This is a genomic window from Streptomyces sp. NPDC002463 (genome assembly GCF_042889835.1).
GTDB lineage: Bacteria > Actinomycetota > Actinomycetes > Streptomycetales > Streptomycetaceae > Streptomyces > Streptomyces nymphaeiformis.
Genome location: NZ_JBIARL010000006.1, coordinates 100,678 through 119,132 on the forward strand (window position 1 = coordinate 100,678; position 18,455 = coordinate 119,132).

Annotated in this window: 15 protein-coding genes and 3 pseudogenes; 9 read left to right on the top strand and 9 right to left on the bottom strand. The window is 72.8% G+C overall.

Annotated elements, in window-relative coordinates; translation table 11 throughout:
* Window positions 1-16 precede the first annotated feature (16 nt).
* Window positions 17-445 carry an ATP-binding protein gene (locus ACFYX3_RS14480; protein WP_389012623.1) on the top strand — a complete coding sequence of 143 codons (429 nt, stop codon included), beginning with the start codon at window positions 17-19 and terminating at the stop codon, window positions 443-445.
* A 10-nt stretch (window positions 446-455) separates the two neighbouring features.
* On the opposite strand, the gene ACFYX3_RS14485 is transcribed toward ACFYX3_RS14480, so the two are convergent.
* Together ACFYX3_RS14485 and ACFYX3_RS14490 are read right to left on the bottom strand one after the other, a co-directional pair.
* Complete coding sequence (locus tag ACFYX3_RS14485) at window positions 456-1,949, bottom strand: SulP family inorganic anion transporter (protein WP_389012626.1); 1,494 nt, start codon at window positions 1,947-1,949, stop codon at window positions 456-458.
* A gap of 213 nt (window positions 1,950-2,162) precedes the next feature.
* Window positions 2,163-2,720, bottom strand: a complete 558-nt coding sequence (locus ACFYX3_RS14490; protein WP_389012629.1) for an HPP family protein — start codon at window positions 2,718-2,720, stop codon at window positions 2,163-2,165.
* Window positions 2,721-2,922: 202 nt separating this feature from the next.
* Between ACFYX3_RS14490 and ACFYX3_RS14495 the strand changes: the two genes are divergently transcribed.
* The 3 genes from ACFYX3_RS14495 to ACFYX3_RS14505 all read left to right on the top strand — a co-directional run bounded on the left by ACFYX3_RS14495 (window position 2,923) and on the right by ACFYX3_RS14505 (window position 5,123).
* Complete coding sequence (locus tag ACFYX3_RS14495) at window positions 2,923-3,765, top strand: N-formylglutamate amidohydrolase (RefSeq protein WP_389012631.1); 843 nt, start codon at window positions 2,923-2,925, stop codon at window positions 3,763-3,765.
* A gap of 10 nt (window positions 3,766-3,775) precedes the next feature.
* Window positions 3,776-4,039, top strand: coding sequence for a DUF6296 family protein (locus ACFYX3_RS14500; protein ID WP_389012634.1), 264 nt, complete (start codon window positions 3,776-3,778; stop codon window positions 4,037-4,039).
* Between the two features lie 367 nt (window positions 4,040-4,406).
* A complete protein-coding gene (locus tag ACFYX3_RS14505) occupies window positions 4,407-5,123 on the top strand; it encodes a flavodoxin family protein (protein ID WP_389012637.1) in 717 nt (238 codons plus the stop codon).
* Between the two features lie 682 nt (window positions 5,124-5,805).
* Here the strand turns inward: ACFYX3_RS14505 and ACFYX3_RS14510 are convergent.
* The 5 genes and pseudogenes from ACFYX3_RS14510 to ACFYX3_RS14530 all read right to left on the bottom strand — a co-directional run bounded on the left by ACFYX3_RS14510 (window position 5,806) and on the right by ACFYX3_RS14530 (window position 12,281).
* Window positions 5,806-6,597: a DNA-methyltransferase gene (locus tag ACFYX3_RS14510; RefSeq protein WP_389013195.1), complete on the bottom strand. Its 792-nt coding sequence runs from the start codon at window positions 6,595-6,597 to the stop codon at window positions 5,806-5,808.
* A 74-nt stretch (window positions 6,598-6,671) separates the two neighbouring features.
* Window positions 6,672-6,828: pseudogene (locus tag ACFYX3_RS14515) on the bottom strand (glycosyltransferase); the annotation flags it as partial.
* A 129-nt stretch (window positions 6,829-6,957) separates the two neighbouring features.
* A pseudogene (locus ACFYX3_RS14520) lies at window positions 6,958-7,710 on the bottom strand (lycopene cyclase); the annotation flags it as partial.
* A gap of 57 nt (window positions 7,711-7,767) precedes the next feature.
* Complete coding sequence (locus ACFYX3_RS14525; protein WP_389012640.1) at window positions 7,768-11,928, bottom strand: trypsin-like peptidase domain-containing protein; 4,161 nt, start codon at window positions 11,926-11,928, stop codon at window positions 7,768-7,770.
* Window positions 11,925-12,281: a CU044_2847 family protein gene (locus tag ACFYX3_RS14530; RefSeq protein WP_389012643.1), complete on the bottom strand. Its 357-nt coding sequence runs from the start codon at window positions 12,279-12,281 to the stop codon at window positions 11,925-11,927. The genes ACFYX3_RS14525 and ACFYX3_RS14530 overlap by 4 nt, the downstream gene beginning before the upstream one ends.
* A gap of 507 nt (window positions 12,282-12,788) precedes the next feature.
* Here ACFYX3_RS14530 and ACFYX3_RS14535 point away from each other — a divergent pair.
* The 4 genes and pseudogenes from ACFYX3_RS14535 to ACFYX3_RS14550 form a co-directional block, all read left to right on the top strand.
* Window positions 12,789-12,999 (top strand): annotated as a pseudogene (locus tag ACFYX3_RS14535) (flavodoxin family protein); the annotation flags it as partial.
* A gap of 112 nt (window positions 13,000-13,111) precedes the next feature.
* On the top strand, window positions 13,112-13,648 hold the full coding sequence (locus ACFYX3_RS14540) for a hypothetical protein (protein ID WP_389012646.1): 537 nt from the start codon (window positions 13,112-13,114) through the stop codon (window positions 13,646-13,648).
* Window positions 13,649-13,700: 52 nt separating this feature from the next.
* Window positions 13,701-14,975 carry a VWA domain-containing protein gene (locus tag ACFYX3_RS14545; RefSeq protein WP_376594452.1) on the top strand — a complete coding sequence of 425 codons (1,275 nt, stop codon included), beginning with the start codon at window positions 13,701-13,703 and terminating at the stop codon, window positions 14,973-14,975.
* Window positions 14,975-15,802 (top strand): hypothetical protein, encoded by an 828-nt coding sequence (locus ACFYX3_RS14550; RefSeq protein ID WP_389012650.1) that lies wholly within the window; start codon window positions 14,975-14,977, stop codon window positions 15,800-15,802. The genes ACFYX3_RS14545 and ACFYX3_RS14550 overlap by 1 nt, the downstream gene beginning before the upstream one ends.
* 130 nt (window positions 15,803-15,932) lie before the next feature.
* On the opposite strand, the gene ACFYX3_RS14555 is transcribed toward ACFYX3_RS14550, so the two are convergent.
* Window positions 15,933-17,174 carry an MFS transporter gene (locus tag ACFYX3_RS14555; RefSeq protein ID WP_389012653.1) on the bottom strand — a complete coding sequence of 414 codons (1,242 nt, stop codon included), beginning with the start codon at window positions 17,172-17,174 and terminating at the stop codon, window positions 15,933-15,935.
* Between the two features lie 62 nt (window positions 17,175-17,236).
* Here ACFYX3_RS14555 and ACFYX3_RS14560 point away from each other — a divergent pair, with 62 nt between their 5' ends.
* Window positions 17,237-17,611, top strand: coding sequence for a MerR family transcriptional regulator (locus ACFYX3_RS14560; RefSeq protein WP_376585447.1), 375 nt, complete (start codon window positions 17,237-17,239; stop codon window positions 17,609-17,611).
* Here the strand turns inward: ACFYX3_RS14560 and ACFYX3_RS14565 are convergent.
* Complete coding sequence (locus ACFYX3_RS14565) at window positions 17,541-18,344, bottom strand: ABC transporter ATP-binding protein (RefSeq protein ID WP_389013198.1); 804 nt, start codon at window positions 18,342-18,344, stop codon at window positions 17,541-17,543. The genes ACFYX3_RS14560 and ACFYX3_RS14565 overlap by 71 nt on opposite strands.
* Window positions 18,345-18,455: the final 111 nt, after the last annotated feature.

Genomic DNA, 18,455 nt, shown 5'->3' on the forward strand with positions numbered 1-18,455 from the left:
GAAGTGAGGCCCCGCGATGAACAGCCGGAGCGAAACCCGGTCCCGTACGACCGCCGCGGCTTCTCCGGCAGCCGCCGGAAGGGCCGGACCGCCGCCGCTCCTCACCCCGGCGCAGGCCCGCCGGCTGGTCAGCCGCACGCTCACGGCCCTCGGCCCGCTGCCGCCGTCCCAGGTCGACGACCTGCTGCTCGTCACCTCGGAGCTGGTCACGAACGCCCATCGTCACGGGGGTGGTGTCACCTCGTTCGGGATCGCCGTCGGCAGCGACCGGGTGACCGTCTCCGTGGCCGACGCCAGCGGGGAGCCGCCGCACCACGAGCTCCAAGGGGAGCTGCGGCCCGGCGGCTTCGGCTGGCCGATCGTGCTGCGGCTGTGCCGCGAGGTGTCCGTGGACACCCGGCCGGACGGAAAGACCGTCCACGCGGCGGTGACCGTCGACCGCTGAGGCCGTGCCCTCAGGCGTCCGCGGGGCGGGCGGGGTGACGGTCCGGCGGGCCGTGGAGGTGTACGGAGGCGGGGCCGCCGCTCGTGCGGTGGCGGTCGGCCCAGGACTCCAGGGCGGCGCGGCAGGCGTGGTCGAGGTGGTGGAGGCCGGAGAGGTCCAGGACGACCGGGCGGTCGCGCGGCAGGGATTCCAGGGTGTCGAGGATCGTGGGCAGCCGCAGGAAGGTCACCGTGCCCGACAGGCCGACGCGGACCGGCCCTTCGCCTTCGTCGGTGTGGTCGACGCGCAGGTGGGAGGCGTCCCAGGCCGCCTTGGCGACGGAGACGACGAGTCCGATCAGGACGCCTTCGAGCATGTTCAGGGAGACGATCGCCAGGGCCGTCACCACGAGGACGAGCGCCTCGCCCCGGTGGCCGCGCCACAGGGTGATGAGGCCCCTGAACGGGATCAGCTTCCAGCCCGCGTGGACGAGGATCCCGGCGAGCGCGGCGAGCGGCACGTACTCCAGGGTGCCGGGCAGCAGGGCGGCGAAGACCAGGAGCCACAGCCCGTGGAGCACACGGGAGGCCTTGGTCCGGGCGCCCGCCTGGACGTTGGCCGAGCTGCGGACGATCACGGCGGTCATGGGCAGGGCGCCGAGCAGCCCGCAGAGCGTGTTGCCGAAGCCCTGGGCGACCAGTTCCTTGTCGTAGTCGGTGGGCGCTCCGTCGTGCAGCCGGTCCACGGCCGCCGCGCTGAACAGGGACTCCGCGGAGGCGATCAGCGCGAAGGCGAGGACGGTGCCGAGCAGGGCGAGGTCGGTCAGGGCGGCCAGACCGTCCGCCCCCGGCAGCCGCACGGCGTCGACGACACCGCTCACCCGTACCGTCGCGACGGGCAGGTCGAGCAGGGCGGTCGCGAGCGCCGCGAGGAGGACGGCGACGAGGGCGCCCGGGACGGCCCGCGCCCTGCGGGGCACGTGCCGCCAGCCGACGATCACCAGGACCGTGGCGGCGGCGACGGCGAGCGGGACGAGCGTGTCGCCGCCGGTCACCGCGCGCCCCAGGGCGGCGGGCAGTCCGGCGAGCCGGGACGGGCCGGAGGCGGGGGCGCTGAGTCCGGCCGCGGCGTAGAGCTGGCCGGCCACGATGACGAGGCCGATCCCGGCGAGCATGCCCTCGACGACGGAGAGGGAGATGGCCCGGAACCAGCGGCCCCAGCGCAGCAGGCCCAGGGCGACTTGGAGCAGCCCTGCGAGGAGCACGACGACGCCGAGCGCGGCCGGGCCCAGTGTGCGGACCGCGTCGAGGACGAGGACGGTGAGGCCGGCGGCGGGGCCTGAGACCTGGAGGCTGCTGCCCCGCATGAGGCCGGTGACGACGCCGCCGACGATGCCGGTGACGAGACCCAGTTCGGCGGGGACGCCGGAGGCGACGGCCACGCCGATGCAGAGCGGCAGCGCGACGAGGAAGACGACGAGGGAGGCGGCGAAGTCCTGCCGGAGGTACGGAAAGGAGGTGGCCATACAGAGGGTCATACGCCCTCGTTCCGGACGGTCCGGCATCCACGGTCACCTTCCGACCGGAACCGGCCGGAAGGTGACCCGATCACCCCGGGGGAAGGCGCCCGGAGGTGCGGATCACCGGGGGCGCACCGGGCCGCAGGCGCCCGCACACGCGATCAGCGGGAGGGCGTACGGTCGCCACGCCGGGGCGCAGGGGTGCGGAGGCTCCGGGCGTCACCACCAGTAGGCGGGGTACCTCGGGGCGGCGCGGCGGATGCGGGAGGCGGCGAACGCGGTCAGGACGAGCAGCACCGTCGCCCCGAACAGCAGGGGGACGAACCGGCCGGGCGCGGGGGCCTGGAGCACGATGACGACGGCGGTCGCGCAGGCCGGGGAGTGCGGGGTGCGGGCCAGGGTGGTCAGCGCGAGGGTGACCCCGGCGGCGACGGCCGCGGCCCAGGCGCTGCCGTGCGCGGCGACGGCCGCCACGGCGTATCCGGCGGCCGCGCCGAGGAGGTGGCCGACGATCACGCTGCGGGGCTGGGCGAGGGGAAGCGCGGGGGCGCAGTGGACGAGCGCGGCGCTGGCGGCCAGCGGGGGTATCAGGACCGGCTCGTGGATGAGGGCGCCGATGGCGACGAGCCCGAGGAGGGCGGCGGTCGCGGCGCTGACGCTGTGGACGGCGGCGCCGGGCGCGGGGCGGGCCGGGGCTCGGCCGGCGATCCACCGCGGGCGGGGATCCCGTGGGGCGGAGGCGGCGGTGTCGGGACGCGGTGCGGCGTCGATGCTCATGGGATGCGCGATTTCCGGGACTGGGACGGGCAGGGGTGGTCGTACGGGTCCCTGTGGTCGACAGTCGGCCCGGTCTCGCGCCTGAGCCTGGTGCGGCGGCGCGACCTCCCACCACTCTAACCAGCGGTTTCACCACGGCGCGGGCGGGGTCGGAGGAGCGGTTTCGCCACGGCGCGGGCGGGGTCGGAGGCAGGATCGCTCCATGACCGACGCAGCCGACATGAGCTCCGACACCCCGCCCTCCTTCCGGCTCCTCCCCGGGGCCCCTGACTCCCCCGTCCTCCTCCACGTGCCGCACTCCTCCCGCGGGATACCGGCCGGCGTGCGCGACGGGATCCTGCTCGGCGACGAGGAGCTGGCCCGCGAGCTGGACCACATCACGGACTCCCACACGGCGGAGATCGCCACCGTGGCCGCGGCGGCGGCCGGCGCGGCGCCCTGGCGCTTCGTCAACGGGCTGTCGCGGCTCGTCGTCGACCCCGAGCGGTTCCCGGACGAGCGCGAGGAGATGCTGTCCGTCGGGATGGGCGCGGTGTACACCCGCACCACCCACCGCGAAGCGCTGCGGCCGGCCGGGTTCGATCCGGCGCCGCTGCTCGACCGGTACTTCGTCCCGTACGCGCGGGCGATGACGGAGGCCGTGGCCGAGCGTCTGGCGGTGGCGGGGCGGGCGGTGATCGTCGACGTCCACTCGTACCCGACGGAGCCGCTGCCGTACGAGCTGCACGGCGACGGCCCGCGCCCGCCGGTCTGTCTGGGCACGGACCCCTTCCACACGCCGCCCGCGCTGCTCGACGCGGCGCGGGAGGCGTTCGGGGGGTTCGGCGGCGTCGGGACGGACAGCCCGTTCGCGGGGACGTACGTGCCGCTGGAGTACTACGGACGGGATCCGCGGGTGAGTGCCCTGATGGTGGAGATCCGCCGTGACGGGTACATGAGCGAGCCGGGCGGGCCTGCCGGCCCGGGTGTCGAGGCCCTCGGGAGGGCCCTGGCGGCCCTGGTCGACGCGGTGGCTCCGGCGGGTGAGCGTGTCCGATCAGCGTAAAATCGGGTAGATGAGCCCACTCCGATACGAGCTGGTGTTCTCCGACGGCGCGGGATCGGCCCAGGACGTCGTGGTCGTGGAGCGCACGGCCCTCAAGGGGTCCGGAGGCCATCCCGTCTACGTCGACGCCACCGGCATCATCCGAGCCGAGATCAGCGACCGGGACGAGGTGCGCATTCTCGCGAGCGGAGGCCATCAGGAGATCTCCCGGCCGGTCACGGCCCGTGCACTGCCCGATCCAGGTCCGGAGGATCCACCCGCTCCGGCCGCCTGAGGCTCGCCCCCGGCCCTCATGCGCTCGGTCGCTCCGGAGCGGCCCCGGGGCCCGTCGGCTGCGCAGGCCGGGGACGGGCCCCGGGAGGGGGCCGCACCCGAAGCGAGGGGACCCCGCCGATGGCCGCGGACATCCTGGTGCCGTGCGGGCCGATCCGATTCGGGGATACATGTCATCGGTGCGGGGCCATGCGGGTGATCTGGCGGCCGACTCCGTGACCGTGGGCGCGGCGTTCGATCATTCCGCCCGAGCGAGGCGAGACAGTGGACGGGATCTTCGGCCGGACCAACCCGGGGCCCCATCGACGTCGGCAGCCGGACGTGTTTCGCCGCCCGACCCGCCCACTCGTCCGCAGGGGAACGCATCGATGACCGACACCGGCACGTCCTACCGTGATCTCCGCGCCCTGGTGATCAACTGCACCCTCAAGCGGTCGCCGGAGCGCAGCCACACGCAGGGGCTGATCGACATCAGCACCGGGATCATGGAGCGCCAGGGCGTGCAGGTCGAGGTGCTCAGGGCGGTGGACATCGACATCGCGACCGGCGTCTGGCCCGACATGACCGAGCACGGGTGGGAGACCGACGAGTGGCCCGTCATCTACTCGCAGGTGATGGCCGCGGACATCCTTACCTTGGCTGGACCTGTATGGCTGGGAGACAACTCCTCCATCATGAAGAAGGTGATCGAGCGTCTGTACGCCTGCTCGTCGATCCTCAACGAGCGCGGCCAGTACGCCTACTACGGTCGTGTGGGCGGCTGCCTGATCACCGGCAACGAGGACGGCGCCAAGCACTGCGCGATGAACGTCCTCTACAGCCTCCAGCACCTCGGATACGTCATTCCGCCGCAGGCCGACGCGGGCTGGGTCGGCCCGGCCGGCCCCGGCCCGTCCTACCTCGACCCCGGCTCGGGCGGTCCGGAGAACGACTTCACCAACCGCAACACCACCTTCATGGCCTGGAACCAGCTCCACCTGGCGAGGATGCTCAAGGACACCGGCGGCATCCCCGCCCACGGAAACCAGCGCTCCGAATGGGACGCCGGCTGCCGGTTCGACTTCGAGAACCCCGAGCACCGTTGAGTGCGGGCCGGAACGGTCGGAGGTCCGGTGGAAGTCAGCTCCGGATCAAGCAGATCCATCGCCCGGCAGCGCCCGCGACGACAGCGGCCTCAGCCTGACGTCCCACATCGAGGCCGCGCCGAACAGCTTGAGTGCCGTGCACCATCAGGGAGCGCACGGCACTGAAAATCCTCGCACCCGCCCATCCCCCTGTGGCCGGCACGGAGAACAGGCGAAGGTTCATCCCGGCATCCGCGAACAACTGCTGCTCGACGTACCTCCGCCGGTGCCGCACGGGTAGACGTGGGCACCGCCGACGCGGCACAGGTCCACCAGGCGCCGGGGTCACCCCGTCCCGGCGACGAGTGCGCTGCTGTGCACCAAACAACCCGGTCAGCCGAGCAGGTCGAGCAATAGCCGAGTGGACACCTCCGCGATCTCCGCCGTCCGGTCGGTGCTCTCGACAGCTCCAGGACCGGCACCAGCCGATCGGTGAGCTAGGGTCGGGCCGGGCTGGAGGCTGGGTCAGCTGCCCATCCCGCCTTATGGGGCCGTTCATTCTTGTCCGTTGTTCACTCGAACACCACTGAGATCCCGCATCGAGGTGACCTGAATGCGGGTGGCGGCCTGCTCGTTGCCGGTCACTCCGTCGTCTTCTGCCGCGTCGAGACGCTTACTGCAGCACGGCATGAACGTCTTCCGATCAGGCACCTTTGCTCACGAGCGGGGGCAGTTCCTGCAGAGCATCTGACAGCTCGTCAATCCCTTGCTGGAGGTACCAGGCCCTTGCCCAACGGCGGAGCCGCTGCTCGGCCACGTCGGCGTAGTGCGAGGACAGCTCGACGCCCACGAAGCGACGTCCCTCGCGAAGGGCCGCGACGCCCGTGGACCCGCTTCCGGTGAAGAGGTCGAGGACGGTGCCGCCTTCGGGGCAGACCTGGACGAGCTGCCGCATGATCCCGACGGGCTTCTGGGTGATGTGGACCCGGCCCTTGCGGGGCTGCGAGGCGATGTAGTGGCCGGGGAGGTAGAGGTCTCGGGTGTTGTCGACGGCCCCCTTGACACCCCAGACGATGAACTCGGAGTCCTGCCTCGGCCCGCCCTTGCGGGGCCGGCTGGCGGGCTTGATCCACGGGATGGTGCCGCTCCAGGTCCACCCGGCCATCTGCAGGGCGTCGGACGTCGTCGGTTCCTGGCGCCAGTCGGTGAAGACCATGGCCATCGCGTGCTCGGTCGAGGCCCGGTACGCCTCGGTGAGCAGTTCGGTCAGCCAGGAGCGGTAGGAGCGCTGGTCGCGGTTCTCGCCGGGGAAGTCGGCGAGGTCGTGGGCGCTGTTGCCGGTGACGTACTTGGCGCGCGCGGTCCGTCCGGTGCGCTCCGAGCTCGTACGGCCGCCGGAGTTGTACGGCGGGTCGGTGATCACGGCGTTGACGCTCTCGTCCGGAAGGGACTTCAGCACGGTCAGAGCATCGCCCCGATGCAGCGTGTAGCTCACGGGAAGGCCCTCTCTCAGGGCATGGCGGGGCTGGGGCCGTTCCGGGCAGCGCTCAGCGGAGTGCAGCTCGGCACGGGGTCCACCGGCAGCGGACGGAACCGCACCCCCGCCCCCGCCACCAGCGGCTCGAACGCCCCGTGCGCGGCCAAGGTCACCTCATGCCCGGCCCGTACGAGACCGGCACACAGACCCGTATAAGGCGCGACGTCACCCCCGCGATCCCGCCGTCATCATCACAATGCGCACGCCGCCAGTGTGCCCCGCCCTGATGCGACACCACGGAAGACCTGCCCGTACCGCCCGGCGGCATCCGCCGCGCGGGACCTCCTGCACAGGCACGTCGTGCAACCCCTGCCAGCCGCGCAGCCCGGCCAGCCTCCGGCTGTCGAGCGGCGACGCCCGGCGATCGAGGCCCTGTTCGAGGAGGTGGCGGACGGTGTCGCTGTGACCCGCCTCCACCAACGCGTACAGCAGGATCTCCTCGACGACCTCCCGCTGTGCAGCGCTGCCCCCACGCGGTGCAGCAAGGGCAGCAGTCCCGAAAGGTCCCGTACCTCCGTGGCCCACTCCTGCTCCAGAACCGCCTCCAGCGCCCCGCGCAGCGGGATGATGACCTCCCCTCTGCACCGGGTCCGCGCCGGCCGCGTGGGCGCGCAGGCGGCGGAGTGCGGGGAGGTCGCCCACGGCGGTGAGCACGACGGCGCTGTGCAGGGCCGTGAACGCGGTCGTGGAGCGTTCGACCAGATCGCGGGCGACCGCGTCGAGCACGCCGTCGGCGGGGACGCGGCCGGTCCAGTTCCGGGACATGCGGGCCCGCCACAGCAGCGATCCGGAGTCGGCGAGCGCCCGTACCCCGTTCACCTGGCCCGGGGTGAGCTGGGCGGACCACCGGCGGCGCACGGCCGCGGTGTCGTCGAGGGCCGGTTCGTGGAGCGCCACGTGCCAGGAGAAGTGCGCCCGGTGCACGGCCCTTCGCCCCTGGCCGCCGATCCTGCCGTCGAGCCAGTCCCGGCCGACGCGGTGCTCACCGGACTCGTAGTGGACATGGGTGAGGGCGTGTACGGCGTGGCCGGAGGCGGGCTCCGCGCCCAGTGCCGCCCGGGCGAGCTCCCCGCCCGGGGCGGTGACCGTGGCGTCCCGTACCGCCACCCCGGGACCGTGGTGCGGCGCTCAGTCGCACACGGGGCCGGTGGACCGCCCCGGCAGGTACGCCGTGCGCTCCGCGGGGGTGAGGTCGCGGCCGACCGTGCGGCAGATCTTCTCGATGGCTTCGCCGGCCGGGACGAGGTGGACTTCCCACAGCCGGGCCGTCCGGTCCACGCTGCCGGTGGCGAGGGTGCGGCCGTCGGGGCTGAAGGCTACGGAGGTCAGTGCGTCGAAGTGCCCCCACAAGGTGGTGCGGGACTTCCCGGCGGCCACGTCCCACAGCATCGCGGACGAGTCGCTGCTGCCGGTGGCGAGAGTCCGGCCGTCAGGGCTGAAGACAGCGGAGACCACCCCGTCGTAGTGCCCGAGCAGGGTCTTGCGGGTCTTGCCGGTGTTCGCGTCCCACACCCGGGCGGTGTAGTCGAGACTTCCGGTGGCGAGGGTTCGGCCGTCGGGACTGAACGCCACCGACTGGACCTGGTCGGTGTGTCCGCGCAGGACGGTGCGCTCGCTGCCGGTGTCCACGTCCCACAACCGCGCCGTGAAGTCCCCGCCCGCGGTGGCGAGCGTACGGCCGTCGGGACTGAACGCCACGCCGTACACCTGCTCCTCGTGGCCGCGCAGGGCGGCGGTACGCTCCTTGCCGGTGGCCAGGTCCCACAACCGCGCTGTCTTGTCGCTGCTGCCCGTGGCGAGAGTTCTGCCGTCCGAGCTGAACGCCACGGAGTTCACCCCGCCCTGGTGGCCGACCAGCCGCGTTGCGCGCTCCTTCCCGGTGGCCACGTCCCACAGTCGTACCGTCTTGTCGGCGCCGCCGGTGGCGAGGGTGCGGCCGTCCGGGCTGAACGCGACAGCGTTCACCCCCTGGGTGTGGCCCTTCAAGACGGGGCCCATAGTGCTGGCGGGCATGTTCCACAAGCGCACGGTGAAGTCGGCGCCGGCCGTGGCGAGGATGCGGCCGTCGGGACGGAACGCCACGGCGGTCACCTGGTTGATGTGCCCTACCAGGATCGTCCGGATCGCACGGGCGACGTCCCACAGTCGTACGGTCTCGTCGCGGCTTCCGGTGGCGAGGGTCCGGCCGTTCGGACTGAAGGCCACCGCGTAGACCATGTTGGTGTGCCCTGCCAACTCTTCGCGGGTCGCACCGGTGGCCACGTCCCACAGCCGCGCCGTGTGGTCGACGCTGCCGGTGGCGAGGGTGCGGTCATCGGGGCTGAACGCCACCGAATACACCACGTCGGAGTGCCCGCTCAGCGAAAGGCGCGGCTTGCCCGTCTCGGCGTCCCACAGCCATGCCGTGCCGTCCCAGCTGCCGGTGGCGAGCGTACGGCCGTCCCGGCTGAGTGCCACCGACTGCAACGCCGCGGACTGCCCCTCCAGCTTTCTGCGGTACTGCCCGGTAGTGGCGTCCCAGATGCGCGCGGTCCGGTCCCAGCTGCCGGTGACTGCGGTGCGACCGTCCCGACTGAAGGCGATCGACACCACCTGGTCGGTGTGTCCTTCGAGGGTGGCGCGGACCTTGCCGGTGCCCAGCTCCCACAGCCTCGCCTTCCTGTCGCCGTCACAGACGGCGAGGGTGCTGCCGTCGGGGCTGAACGCCACCGCCCAGACGTCGTCGGACTGCCTGGGCAGGATGGTGCGCAGCCTGCCGGTCCCGGCATCCCACAGCCGTGCGGTGCCGTCCAGGCTGCCGGTGGCGAAGGTACTGCCGTCGGGACTGGCCGCCACGGCCGTCACCGTGTCGGTGTGGCCCTTGAGAACAGCGCGGGTCCTGCCGGTGGCCACGTCCCAGAGCCGTACGGTCTTGTCGCTGCTGCCGCTGGCGAGGGTGCGGCCGTCCGGACTGAACGCCAGGGAATTGACCAGGTTGGTGTGGCCGGACCAGCGGCGGTGCAGCGGGAGGGTGGCGGAGGACCGCAGGCTGGCGAGGGACTCGGGCGTCGGGCTGGTGCGATAGGCCTGGATGGCCAGCAGGGCGGAGAGCTCGGGGTTCGTGTTGCTCAGCGTGTCGGACCGGGCGGCGAGCTGCCGGGACAGGGCCGCCTGCTGTCGCCCGACCGCTGTCCGCCACTGCCACAGGGCGCCGCCCGCGGCGACGAGCGCGAGGACGAGCAGTCCGGCGAGGATGCCGTTGAGGCGCCTGCTGCGCCGGATCACGGCTTGCTGACGCTGCTTGCTGGCAGTGAGGAAAGCTGTGATGTGGCCCGGCAGATGGCGTTGCCGCGACCATTCCAGGCCCTCGGCCAGAGCCGTCCCGGCCAGGAGGTCCCCCGGGTCGCGCTGCGCGGCCCAGCGGGCACGGCGTTCCCGTGTGCGGTCGAGCCACTCCTGGAAACGGTGGTCCTGACCGACCCACTCCCGCAGGGTGCCCCAGTCGCGGATGAGGGAGTCATGGACGAGTTCGGCAACCGCCCGCCCGGTCGGGGCGTCCCGGCGATGGGTTGTGATGATGCGATGGTGCGCGAGGCCGGCGATGACCTGGTCCACGACGTGGTCGCCACCGCCACCGCGAGGGGCGTCCTCTGCGCGACCGCCCCCGTCCGCTCCGCCGCCACCCGCCACCAGCTCTCGGAGTTCGTCGAGCGGAACCTGCGCACGAACGGCGGGAACGCGGCGGGCCGGGTCGGCCGGGTGGACCAGAGCGGTCAGGATGCCCTGCGCAACGGGCTGTTGTCCTGGCGGCAGCTGGTTGAGGGCGGTGTCGCACCACGTGGCGAGGCTTCCGGTGACCGCTCCGATGCGCCGGTACGCCTCGTGGGTGAGGTAGCCGTCCTCGCGCCGGAGCCACAGCTGACTGAGCGCGAGCTCCAGCATGGGCAGCACGGTGGCCGGTGCCCGGCGGCTCGTGGCCGCCTCCTCGGGGCTCTCGGCCAGGACGTCGGCGATCATCTGCTCGGGCAGGCCCGGCTGGAAGTGCAGTCCCACGTCCTGGGCAGGAAGGACGATGATGTCGTGCAGGTCCTCCTCGCTCAGGGTGCCCTGTACGTTGAGAAGTCCCGGCATCGAGGCTTCGAGCAGCCGGGGGGCCACGGCGGCCAGTTGGGGGTAGAAGTCGTCACGCATGATCAGCACGACGGACAGCGGGGCCGGTGAGCCGGCCGCCTGTGCGATCCTGTCCGCGACAGCGGCGACCACCGTACGGCCTTCCTGTCCCCCTGCCGCAGGTCCGGTGAGGAGTTCCTCGAACTGGTCGACGACCAGCAGGACGCGGTCCCGATCGGGCTCGGCGGCCAGTCTGCTGCCCACCGCCGCGGCGATGCCGTCCGTGGCGACGCCGGGCAGTCCCGCTCGTTCCATCTCGGCCATCAGGTCCTGACGCGGCCGGACGATCACGGGCAGCCACCGGTCACTGCCCGGTAGAGCGCCCGCCGCCAGCGCCCGCAGCACACCGGCCTGCACCAGGGAGGACTTGCCCGAGCCGGAAGGCCCGAGCAGCAGGGTGAGCCGATGCCCGCTGGCCAGGTTGGCCACCACCTGCCGCACCGCTTCTCTGCGGCCCTCGAACCACCGGGCCCGTTCGGCGGTGAACGACTCCAGCCCCTGGTACGGGCACAAATCCTGCTCGGCCAGCGTCGGCAGGACCTCCCTGAGGACCTGCGTGGGAGTGACGTACGCGATGCCCTGCCCCCGTTCGTGTTCGTCGGGGGCCGTGATCTCTGTCAACATGCCGATGACCAGGCCGGTCACCTCGTCCAGCACCGGCCCACCGCTGAAGCCGGTGGTGAGGTCGTTGGCGGCGGTCAACTGCAGATGCGCGCCCCGGCTCTCGGTCGCCGGCAGCAGCTCGCCGGCCACACCGAAGCCGAAGTGTCCGTCCGGCGGGGCCTGGGCGGGGAACCCGAACGAGCGCACCGCGTGGCCCCGGCACCCGGCCGCGGAGCCCAGTGGCAGCGCAGCCACACGCGGAGCGGTACCGCTCAGCCGTACGAACGCCACGTCCTCGGCCTCCGGGGCACGCCACGCCCCTTCGAGGACCTGCCCTTCGGCCTGGGGAGCGCCTTCCACGTGGGGGAACGCCAGCCGCACGCTGCCACCCGGGCCGCTTCCCGCCGCTCGGACGACGTGGGCGCAGGTGACCAGGACGTCCTCGGCCACCAGGAATCCGGCCCCGGCCACCCGGCCGTCGGGGTCGAGGATCTGCGTCACGGCACGGGGCAGGTCCGACTGCCCGGCGCCCTTCACTGCCCGGCCCCGTTCACCGATCGGCCCCCACCCTCGTCCAGAACCGCCCGCATCCACGACATGGTCACCTTCAGGTGACACATCGCCTGGCTCTTGGTGATCACGGCCCCGGCCTCGACCGCCAGGTCGAGGCCGAACTCGACGGTGATCTGGTCGGGCCGGGCCTTGCGCAACTGTTCGAGCGTGGCGCGCGCCGCCTCGGTGACCGGCTCCAGTGCCGCCTGCAGACTTTCCGGCAGGTCGTGCACGGCATCACCGAAGCGGCCAGCCTGCACGGGGCCGGTCGACAGCCCCGACCCTTCGACGAGGATGCTGCCCCCGCCCGCCAACGGAATTCGGGCCAGCGGTGTCACGATCCCTCCTCGGATCGTCAGGCGTCGTTTCCCCAAGCGTCGGTGGCCTCGGCACCGACTGCACCTCGGATTGACCCGTACGCCCCCATCGGCACACCCCCGTCCATGCACCCGCGTGCCCGCATCGACCTCTTGGCACAGGACAGCAACGCAGGGACGTACACGTATTCTGCTTGTCCCGGTGTGACCTTCCTGTGGCCGCTTCCGGGCCATCGCGTCCGACGCAGAACTGCAGCGCACCTGCCGCACCCTCCGGGTACGTCTTCCCATATCGGGGGACGAGCAGGTCGCCCTTCGAAAGCTGGGCCGACAGGTGAACTCCTACGACACGGCAGTGCCGTCACACGGGGCCTCGGCGAAGCCATTCGCGATCTCAGCCTTCCATGCGAGGCCACAGCATCTGCCGTCTTCCCGGCCGGCACCGCCCTCACGAATCGCGTGAGCCACGTACCATCCTCCGGCCCGAGCACCGAGACCTCGTACCGACTGCCTGCCTGGAGCTTCTCTATCGAGTGGCTCTACGCCTGTTCGAGCCTGCTGAACGACGCCGGGCGGTACGCGTACTACGGCCGCGCCGGGGACTGTCCGATCACGGGCGACGAGGACGGCGTGAAGCACTGCGCGACGAACGTGCTCTACGGCCTCCAGCACCTGGGGTACACGGTGCCGCCGCAGGCCGACGCCGGCCTGGATCGGCGAGGCCGGCCCGGGACCCTCGTAGACGGTCCCGGGGCTGGGACGAACGCCACACCGGCTTGACGTGCACACAGACGGGAACTTAGCTTCGCCTTACCTAATTTATGCCGTCCATACGTCCGGAAGATCAACGCATGTCCAGAACCGCGCAGGAGCTCACCCCTTCCTGGCTCCTCACCGCCCTCGGGCTCGTCACCACCGCCGGGATCGCGGCAGCCTGCTGGACCGCCGGGCACGTCCACGCGGACGCCTCCCTGCTGACGGTGGCCCGTTTCCTCCACGTCGCCTTCCTCGTCGTGGGGCTCGGCTCGGTGCTCGCCGTGGACTGGCTGGCCGTGCTCTGGCTGACGGGGAAGCGGCCGCTCGCCGCCGTCCTCGACACGGCCGTCGCCCTCCAGACGCCGATCTGGGCCGGCCTGGGCGGACTCGTCGTCTCCGGCCTCTTCCTCCGCCCCGACCTCCACTCCTCGCTGACGCTGGTCAAACTGGGGCTCGTCGTCGCCGTCACCCTCAACGGCCTCTGGGCGCACCGCCTCGGCCAGCTCCTCGACGCACACCGCACCGGCACCGCTCCGCGGGGGCTGCTCGTCCGCTCGGGCCTGGCGGCGGCCGTCAGCCAGACCGGCTGGTGGGGCGCCTGCCTCATCGGATTCCTCAACAGTCAGGGGTGACAGGACCCACCCCGGTTTTGGTTTGTCGGACGATCATCAATACGATCCGGCGATGATCACGAGAAAACGGCTGGCGACCGGGGCCTGCGCACTGCTCGCCGCCCTGAGCGCCGTGCTCCTGCCGACGAGCGCGGCCGCCGACGAGCCGGCGGCGAAGGAATCCCCCAAGGTCGAGCTGGTCCTCGACGTCAGCGGCTCCATGCGGGCCAAGGACATCGACGGCAAGTCCCGCATGGCCGCCGCCAAGCAGGCCTTCAACGAGGTCCTGGACGCGGTGCCGGAGGAGGTCCGGCTCGGCATCCGCACGCTCGGCGCCGACTACCCCGGCAACGACCGCAAGCGCGGCTGCAAGGACACCCGCTCGCTGTACCCGGTCGGGCCGCTCGACCGGACCGAGGCCAAGACCGCCGTCGCCACCCTCGCCCCGACCGGCTGGACGCCGATCGGCCCGGCGCTGCTCGGCGCGGCCGACGACCTCGGCGAGGACGGGGCGACCAAGCGGATCGTGCTCATCACGGACGGCGAGGACACCTGCGCCCCGCTCGACCCGTGCCAGGTGGCGCGCGAGATCGCGGCCAAGGGCATCCACCTCGTCATCGACACCCTGGGCCTGGTGCCGGACGCCAAGACCCGGCAGCAGCTCACCTGCATCGCCGAGGCGACCGGAGGCACGTACACCTCGGTCCACCGCACCGAGGAGCTCTCGAACCGCGTCAAGCAGTTGGTCGACCGCGCGGCCGACCCGGTCGTCACCCCCGTGGCCACCGAGGGCGCGCTGCAGTGCGACAAGGCGCCGCAGCTGAAGCCCGGCCTCTACACGGACCGCGAGTCCTTCGGCGAGCACCGCTGGTACCGGGTGGACCTGCTGCCCGGCCAGGAACTGCGCGCCTCCGTCAGCGTGTCGGCCGACCGGGCCGTCAACAACGACTACGGGGTGCTGCTGCGCGCCGTCACCCTCCACGGCCGGGAGATCGTCCGCGGCTCCGAGGCGGGCGACGGGCGCACGGACGTCATCTCCACCGGACTGCGCTACCCGAAGCCCGAGGCCGACGACGCTCCCGGCGACGCCAAGCCGGCGGCCGAGACGGTCTGCCTCCAGGTCAGCAACTCCTTCTCCGCTCCCCCGTCGGTCAAGACGACGCCGGGCATGCCGGTCGAGCTGACGGTGGACGTCGTCGACGGCCCGTCGAGCGCGTCGGACGTCGCCTCGTTCGGTCTCGGCCGCGGCTGGTGGCTGCTCGGGGTGCTGGTGCTCGCCGGCTTCCTGGCCGGTCTGCTCTGGGGCTGGCTGTCCCGCTGGCGCGTCGCTGTCTGGAGGACCAACTGATGCGTACCGTACGCATGCTCGCCACGGCCGCCCTCGCGGGCGCGGCCCTGCTCGGTCTCGCGGCCCCGGCGGCCCTGGCCGACTCGCCCAGCGCCTCGGCGTCCCCCTCCGACGAGGCCGGCCCCACGGAGGCGGGCACCACCTTCCGTACCGCCGCCCGGTTCCTGCCGGGACAGCAGGCCACGGCCCAGGCCGCCACGGGTGACTACCTGTACTGGGTGTTCCCGGCGGACACCGGGGAGCGGCCGACCGTGAAGGCCACGGTCACGCTGCCCGACGCGGCCCTGCGGCACGGGCCCGCCACCTGGCGGATCGACGTGTACGACGGGCTGCGGCGGCGTCAGCCGTGCATGTACGGGATGCAGTCCCGTGCGGTGGCGAAGGACGCCGCGACCGTGGAGCTGGCCTGTGTGCTGCGCCCGGTCCGGGCCTCGGCCGACGCCTGGGCGAACGACCCGCTGCCCGGCAGCTACTACGTCCGGCTGACCCGCACCGGCGGCCCGGACGAGGACCTCGGCCAGCCGTTCACCGCGCGGCTCGGGGCCGACGTCCTCGACAAGGGCGGCGCCTACGCCACCGACGGCTCGCTCGCCGCGCCGCTCGTCCCGGGGGCGACCACCGCCGACCAGGCGAAGGCCGACGAGGACGCCGGCCGGAAGACCGCCGTCGAGGCGGCGGCCCCGGAGGACGGCTGGTCCTCCGGCTGGTGGTCCGACCGCTGGATCTGGACCCTCGCGGGCGGCGTTCTGGCCGCGCTCGCGGGCATAGGCGGCTACGTCCTGACGCGCGGCTCGGGCCGCCCGTCCCGGGTGCCGCCGGGCGTCTGACCCTGCCCTGGATGTACGGAGGCCCCCACCGCGCGCGGTGGGGGCCTCCGTACATCCAGGGCTTTCGTCATCCAGGGCTTTCGTCATCCGGGGCCTTCGTGTCCGGGGTTTGTCGTGTCCGGGGCCTTCCTCATCCGCGGGCCGGGAAGCCATGGGCCGGGAAGCCGTGGGCGCGGGCTCCGGTCACGACGGCGACCACCGGGACGAGCAGCAGGAGGACGCTCCAGGGAAGGGCTCCGGCGCCGAGCCCGTCGAGGAGGAGGCCGCCCGCGACACCTCCCGCCGCCATGGCCGCGTTCCAGAGACTCACCAGCATCGTCTGCGCGGTGTCGGCGTCGTCCCCGCCCGCCTCGGCGACGGCCGTCTGCAGCAGGGTGGGCGCGCCGCCCCAGCCGAGACCCCAGAGCGCGGCGGCCACGAGGACCAGCGCGGCGCTCGCCGCCGGGACGGCGAACACGGCCGCGGCGACGGCGAAGAGGATCGCCCCGGCGAGGGTCAGGGCCCGGAGCCTGCGGTCGATGTGACGGCCCGTGAACCAGATCCCGACGAGCGAGGCCGCGCCGAAGACCAGCAGGACGAGACCGGTGGAGCCGGCGAGGCCGAGGTGGTCGAGGTAGGCGGCGACGTAGGTGTAGAGGACGGTGTGGGCCAGGACGAGGGTGAAGGTGACGGCGAGGACGGGGAGGACGCCCGGCGTCTTCAGGGTGCGGGCGACCGGGGCACGCCCGCCGCGCGGCTCGCCCGGCAGGTCGGGGACGGCGAGGGCGATCCAGCCGAGGAGGACGACGGCGATCACGGTCATGGCGGTGAAGGCGGCGCGCCAGCCGACGGCGTCGCCGAGGAAGGTGCCTGCGGGGACGCCGAGGGAGAGCGCGAGCGGGATGCCGGTCATCGCGACGGCGACCGCGCGGCCCTGGAGGTGCGCCGGGGCGATGCGGCGGGCGTAGCCGGCGAGCAGGGCCCAGGCGACGCCGGCGGCGACCCCTGCGAGGAAGCGGGCGCCCATGGTGAGGGCGTACGAGGAGGAGACGGCCGTGACCGTGTTGGCGGCGGCGAAGCCGGCCATCGAGGTGAGCAGGAGGCGCTTGCGGCGCCAGCCGGCTGTGCGGGCGGCCAGCGGGACGGCCGTGAGGGCCGTCCCGAGGGCGTAGCCGGTGACCGACTGGCCCATGGCGGCCTCGCCGACGCCGAGGTCGGCGCTCATGCCGGGCAGGACACCGGCCGGGAGGGTCTCGGTGAGGCTGGTGACGAAGACGGCGGTGGCGAGGGCGAGAAGCGCCGGAAGGGGCAGCCGGCCGGAGGCGGGACGGGGGTCGGAGGAACCGGGCGCGGGGGTGGCGGGACCGGCCGCCACTGTCGTGTCGTGGGTCATGTCCGTATGCTCGAACCCTCACATTGATGTGAAGGTCAAGCGATTCCCTGGAGGGGACTCCCATGCGGATCGGCGAGTTGTCCGAGCGCACCGGAACACCGCGCAGACTCCTGCGCTACTACGAGGAGCAGGGTCTCATCGTCGCGGACCGGCTGCCGAACGGCTACCGCGTCTACGACGAGTCGAACGTCGACCGGGTGATGCAGATCCGGGGCCTGCTCGACGCCGGTCTGCCCACCCGGATCATCAAGCAGATCCTCCCGTGCCTCGACAAGCCGAGGATCATCCACTTCCCCGACGCGACCCCGGAGATGCTGGCGACCCTGGAGAACGAGCGGGACCGGATGACCGACCGGATCCGCTGCCTCACCCGGAACCGGGACGCGGTGGCGGAGTATCTCGACGTGGTGCGGGAGAAGTTGACGGCGGAGGCGTAGCGCGCAGGGGGCGTGCGGTGCGTACGGCGTAGCGGCCGCCGTGCCGCTCCACGGCGAGGGACAGGCCGAAGCAGGCGCCGAGCAGCTCCCCCGTGAGCACCTCGCCGACGGGCCCACGGGCGAGGGCCCGCCCCTCGCGCAGGAGCAGGGCGTGGGTGGTGCCGGAGAGCAGCTCCTCCAGGTGATGGGTCACCAGGACCGTGGCGAGGTCCGGGTGTTCGGCGCCGAGCAGGTCGAGGGCGTCGGGGAGCTGTTCGCGGCCGGGCGGGTCGAGTCCGGTGGCGGGCTCGTCGAGCAGCAGGAGCCGGGGCGCGGGCATGAGGGCGCGGGCGATCAGGGCCCGGCCGCGCTCGCCCTGCGAGAGGGTGGGCCAGCGGGCGGTGTGCCGTCCGTCGAGCCCGAGGGTGGCGATCAGCCGGTCCGCGCGCGCCTCCTGCTCGGGGGTGGGAGTCCAGCGGGGCGGCCGTTCGACGGAGCCGACGGCCCCGGTGAGGACGACGTCGCGGACGGCGAGCGCGGAGCGCAGTGGGTGACGTGGCGTCACATAACCGATGGCCGTCCGCAGTTCACGGAGGTCCACCCGGCCGAGTCGGCGGCCGAGGACTTCGACCCGGCCGCGGGTCGGATGGTTCTGCGCGCCGAGCAGGCCGAGGAGCGTGGTCTTCCCGACGCCGTTGGCGCCGAGGAGCGCCCAGTGTTCCCCGGGCCGGACCGTGAGCGTGACGTCGCTCAGGAGGGGGTTCCCCTCGCGGACGACCGAGACGGCTTCGGCGTGGAGGACGGGCGTCGGGGGGCGGGGCCGGGTACGGAGGCGGGTTGGGGGCCGGGTGCGGAGGCGGGTTGA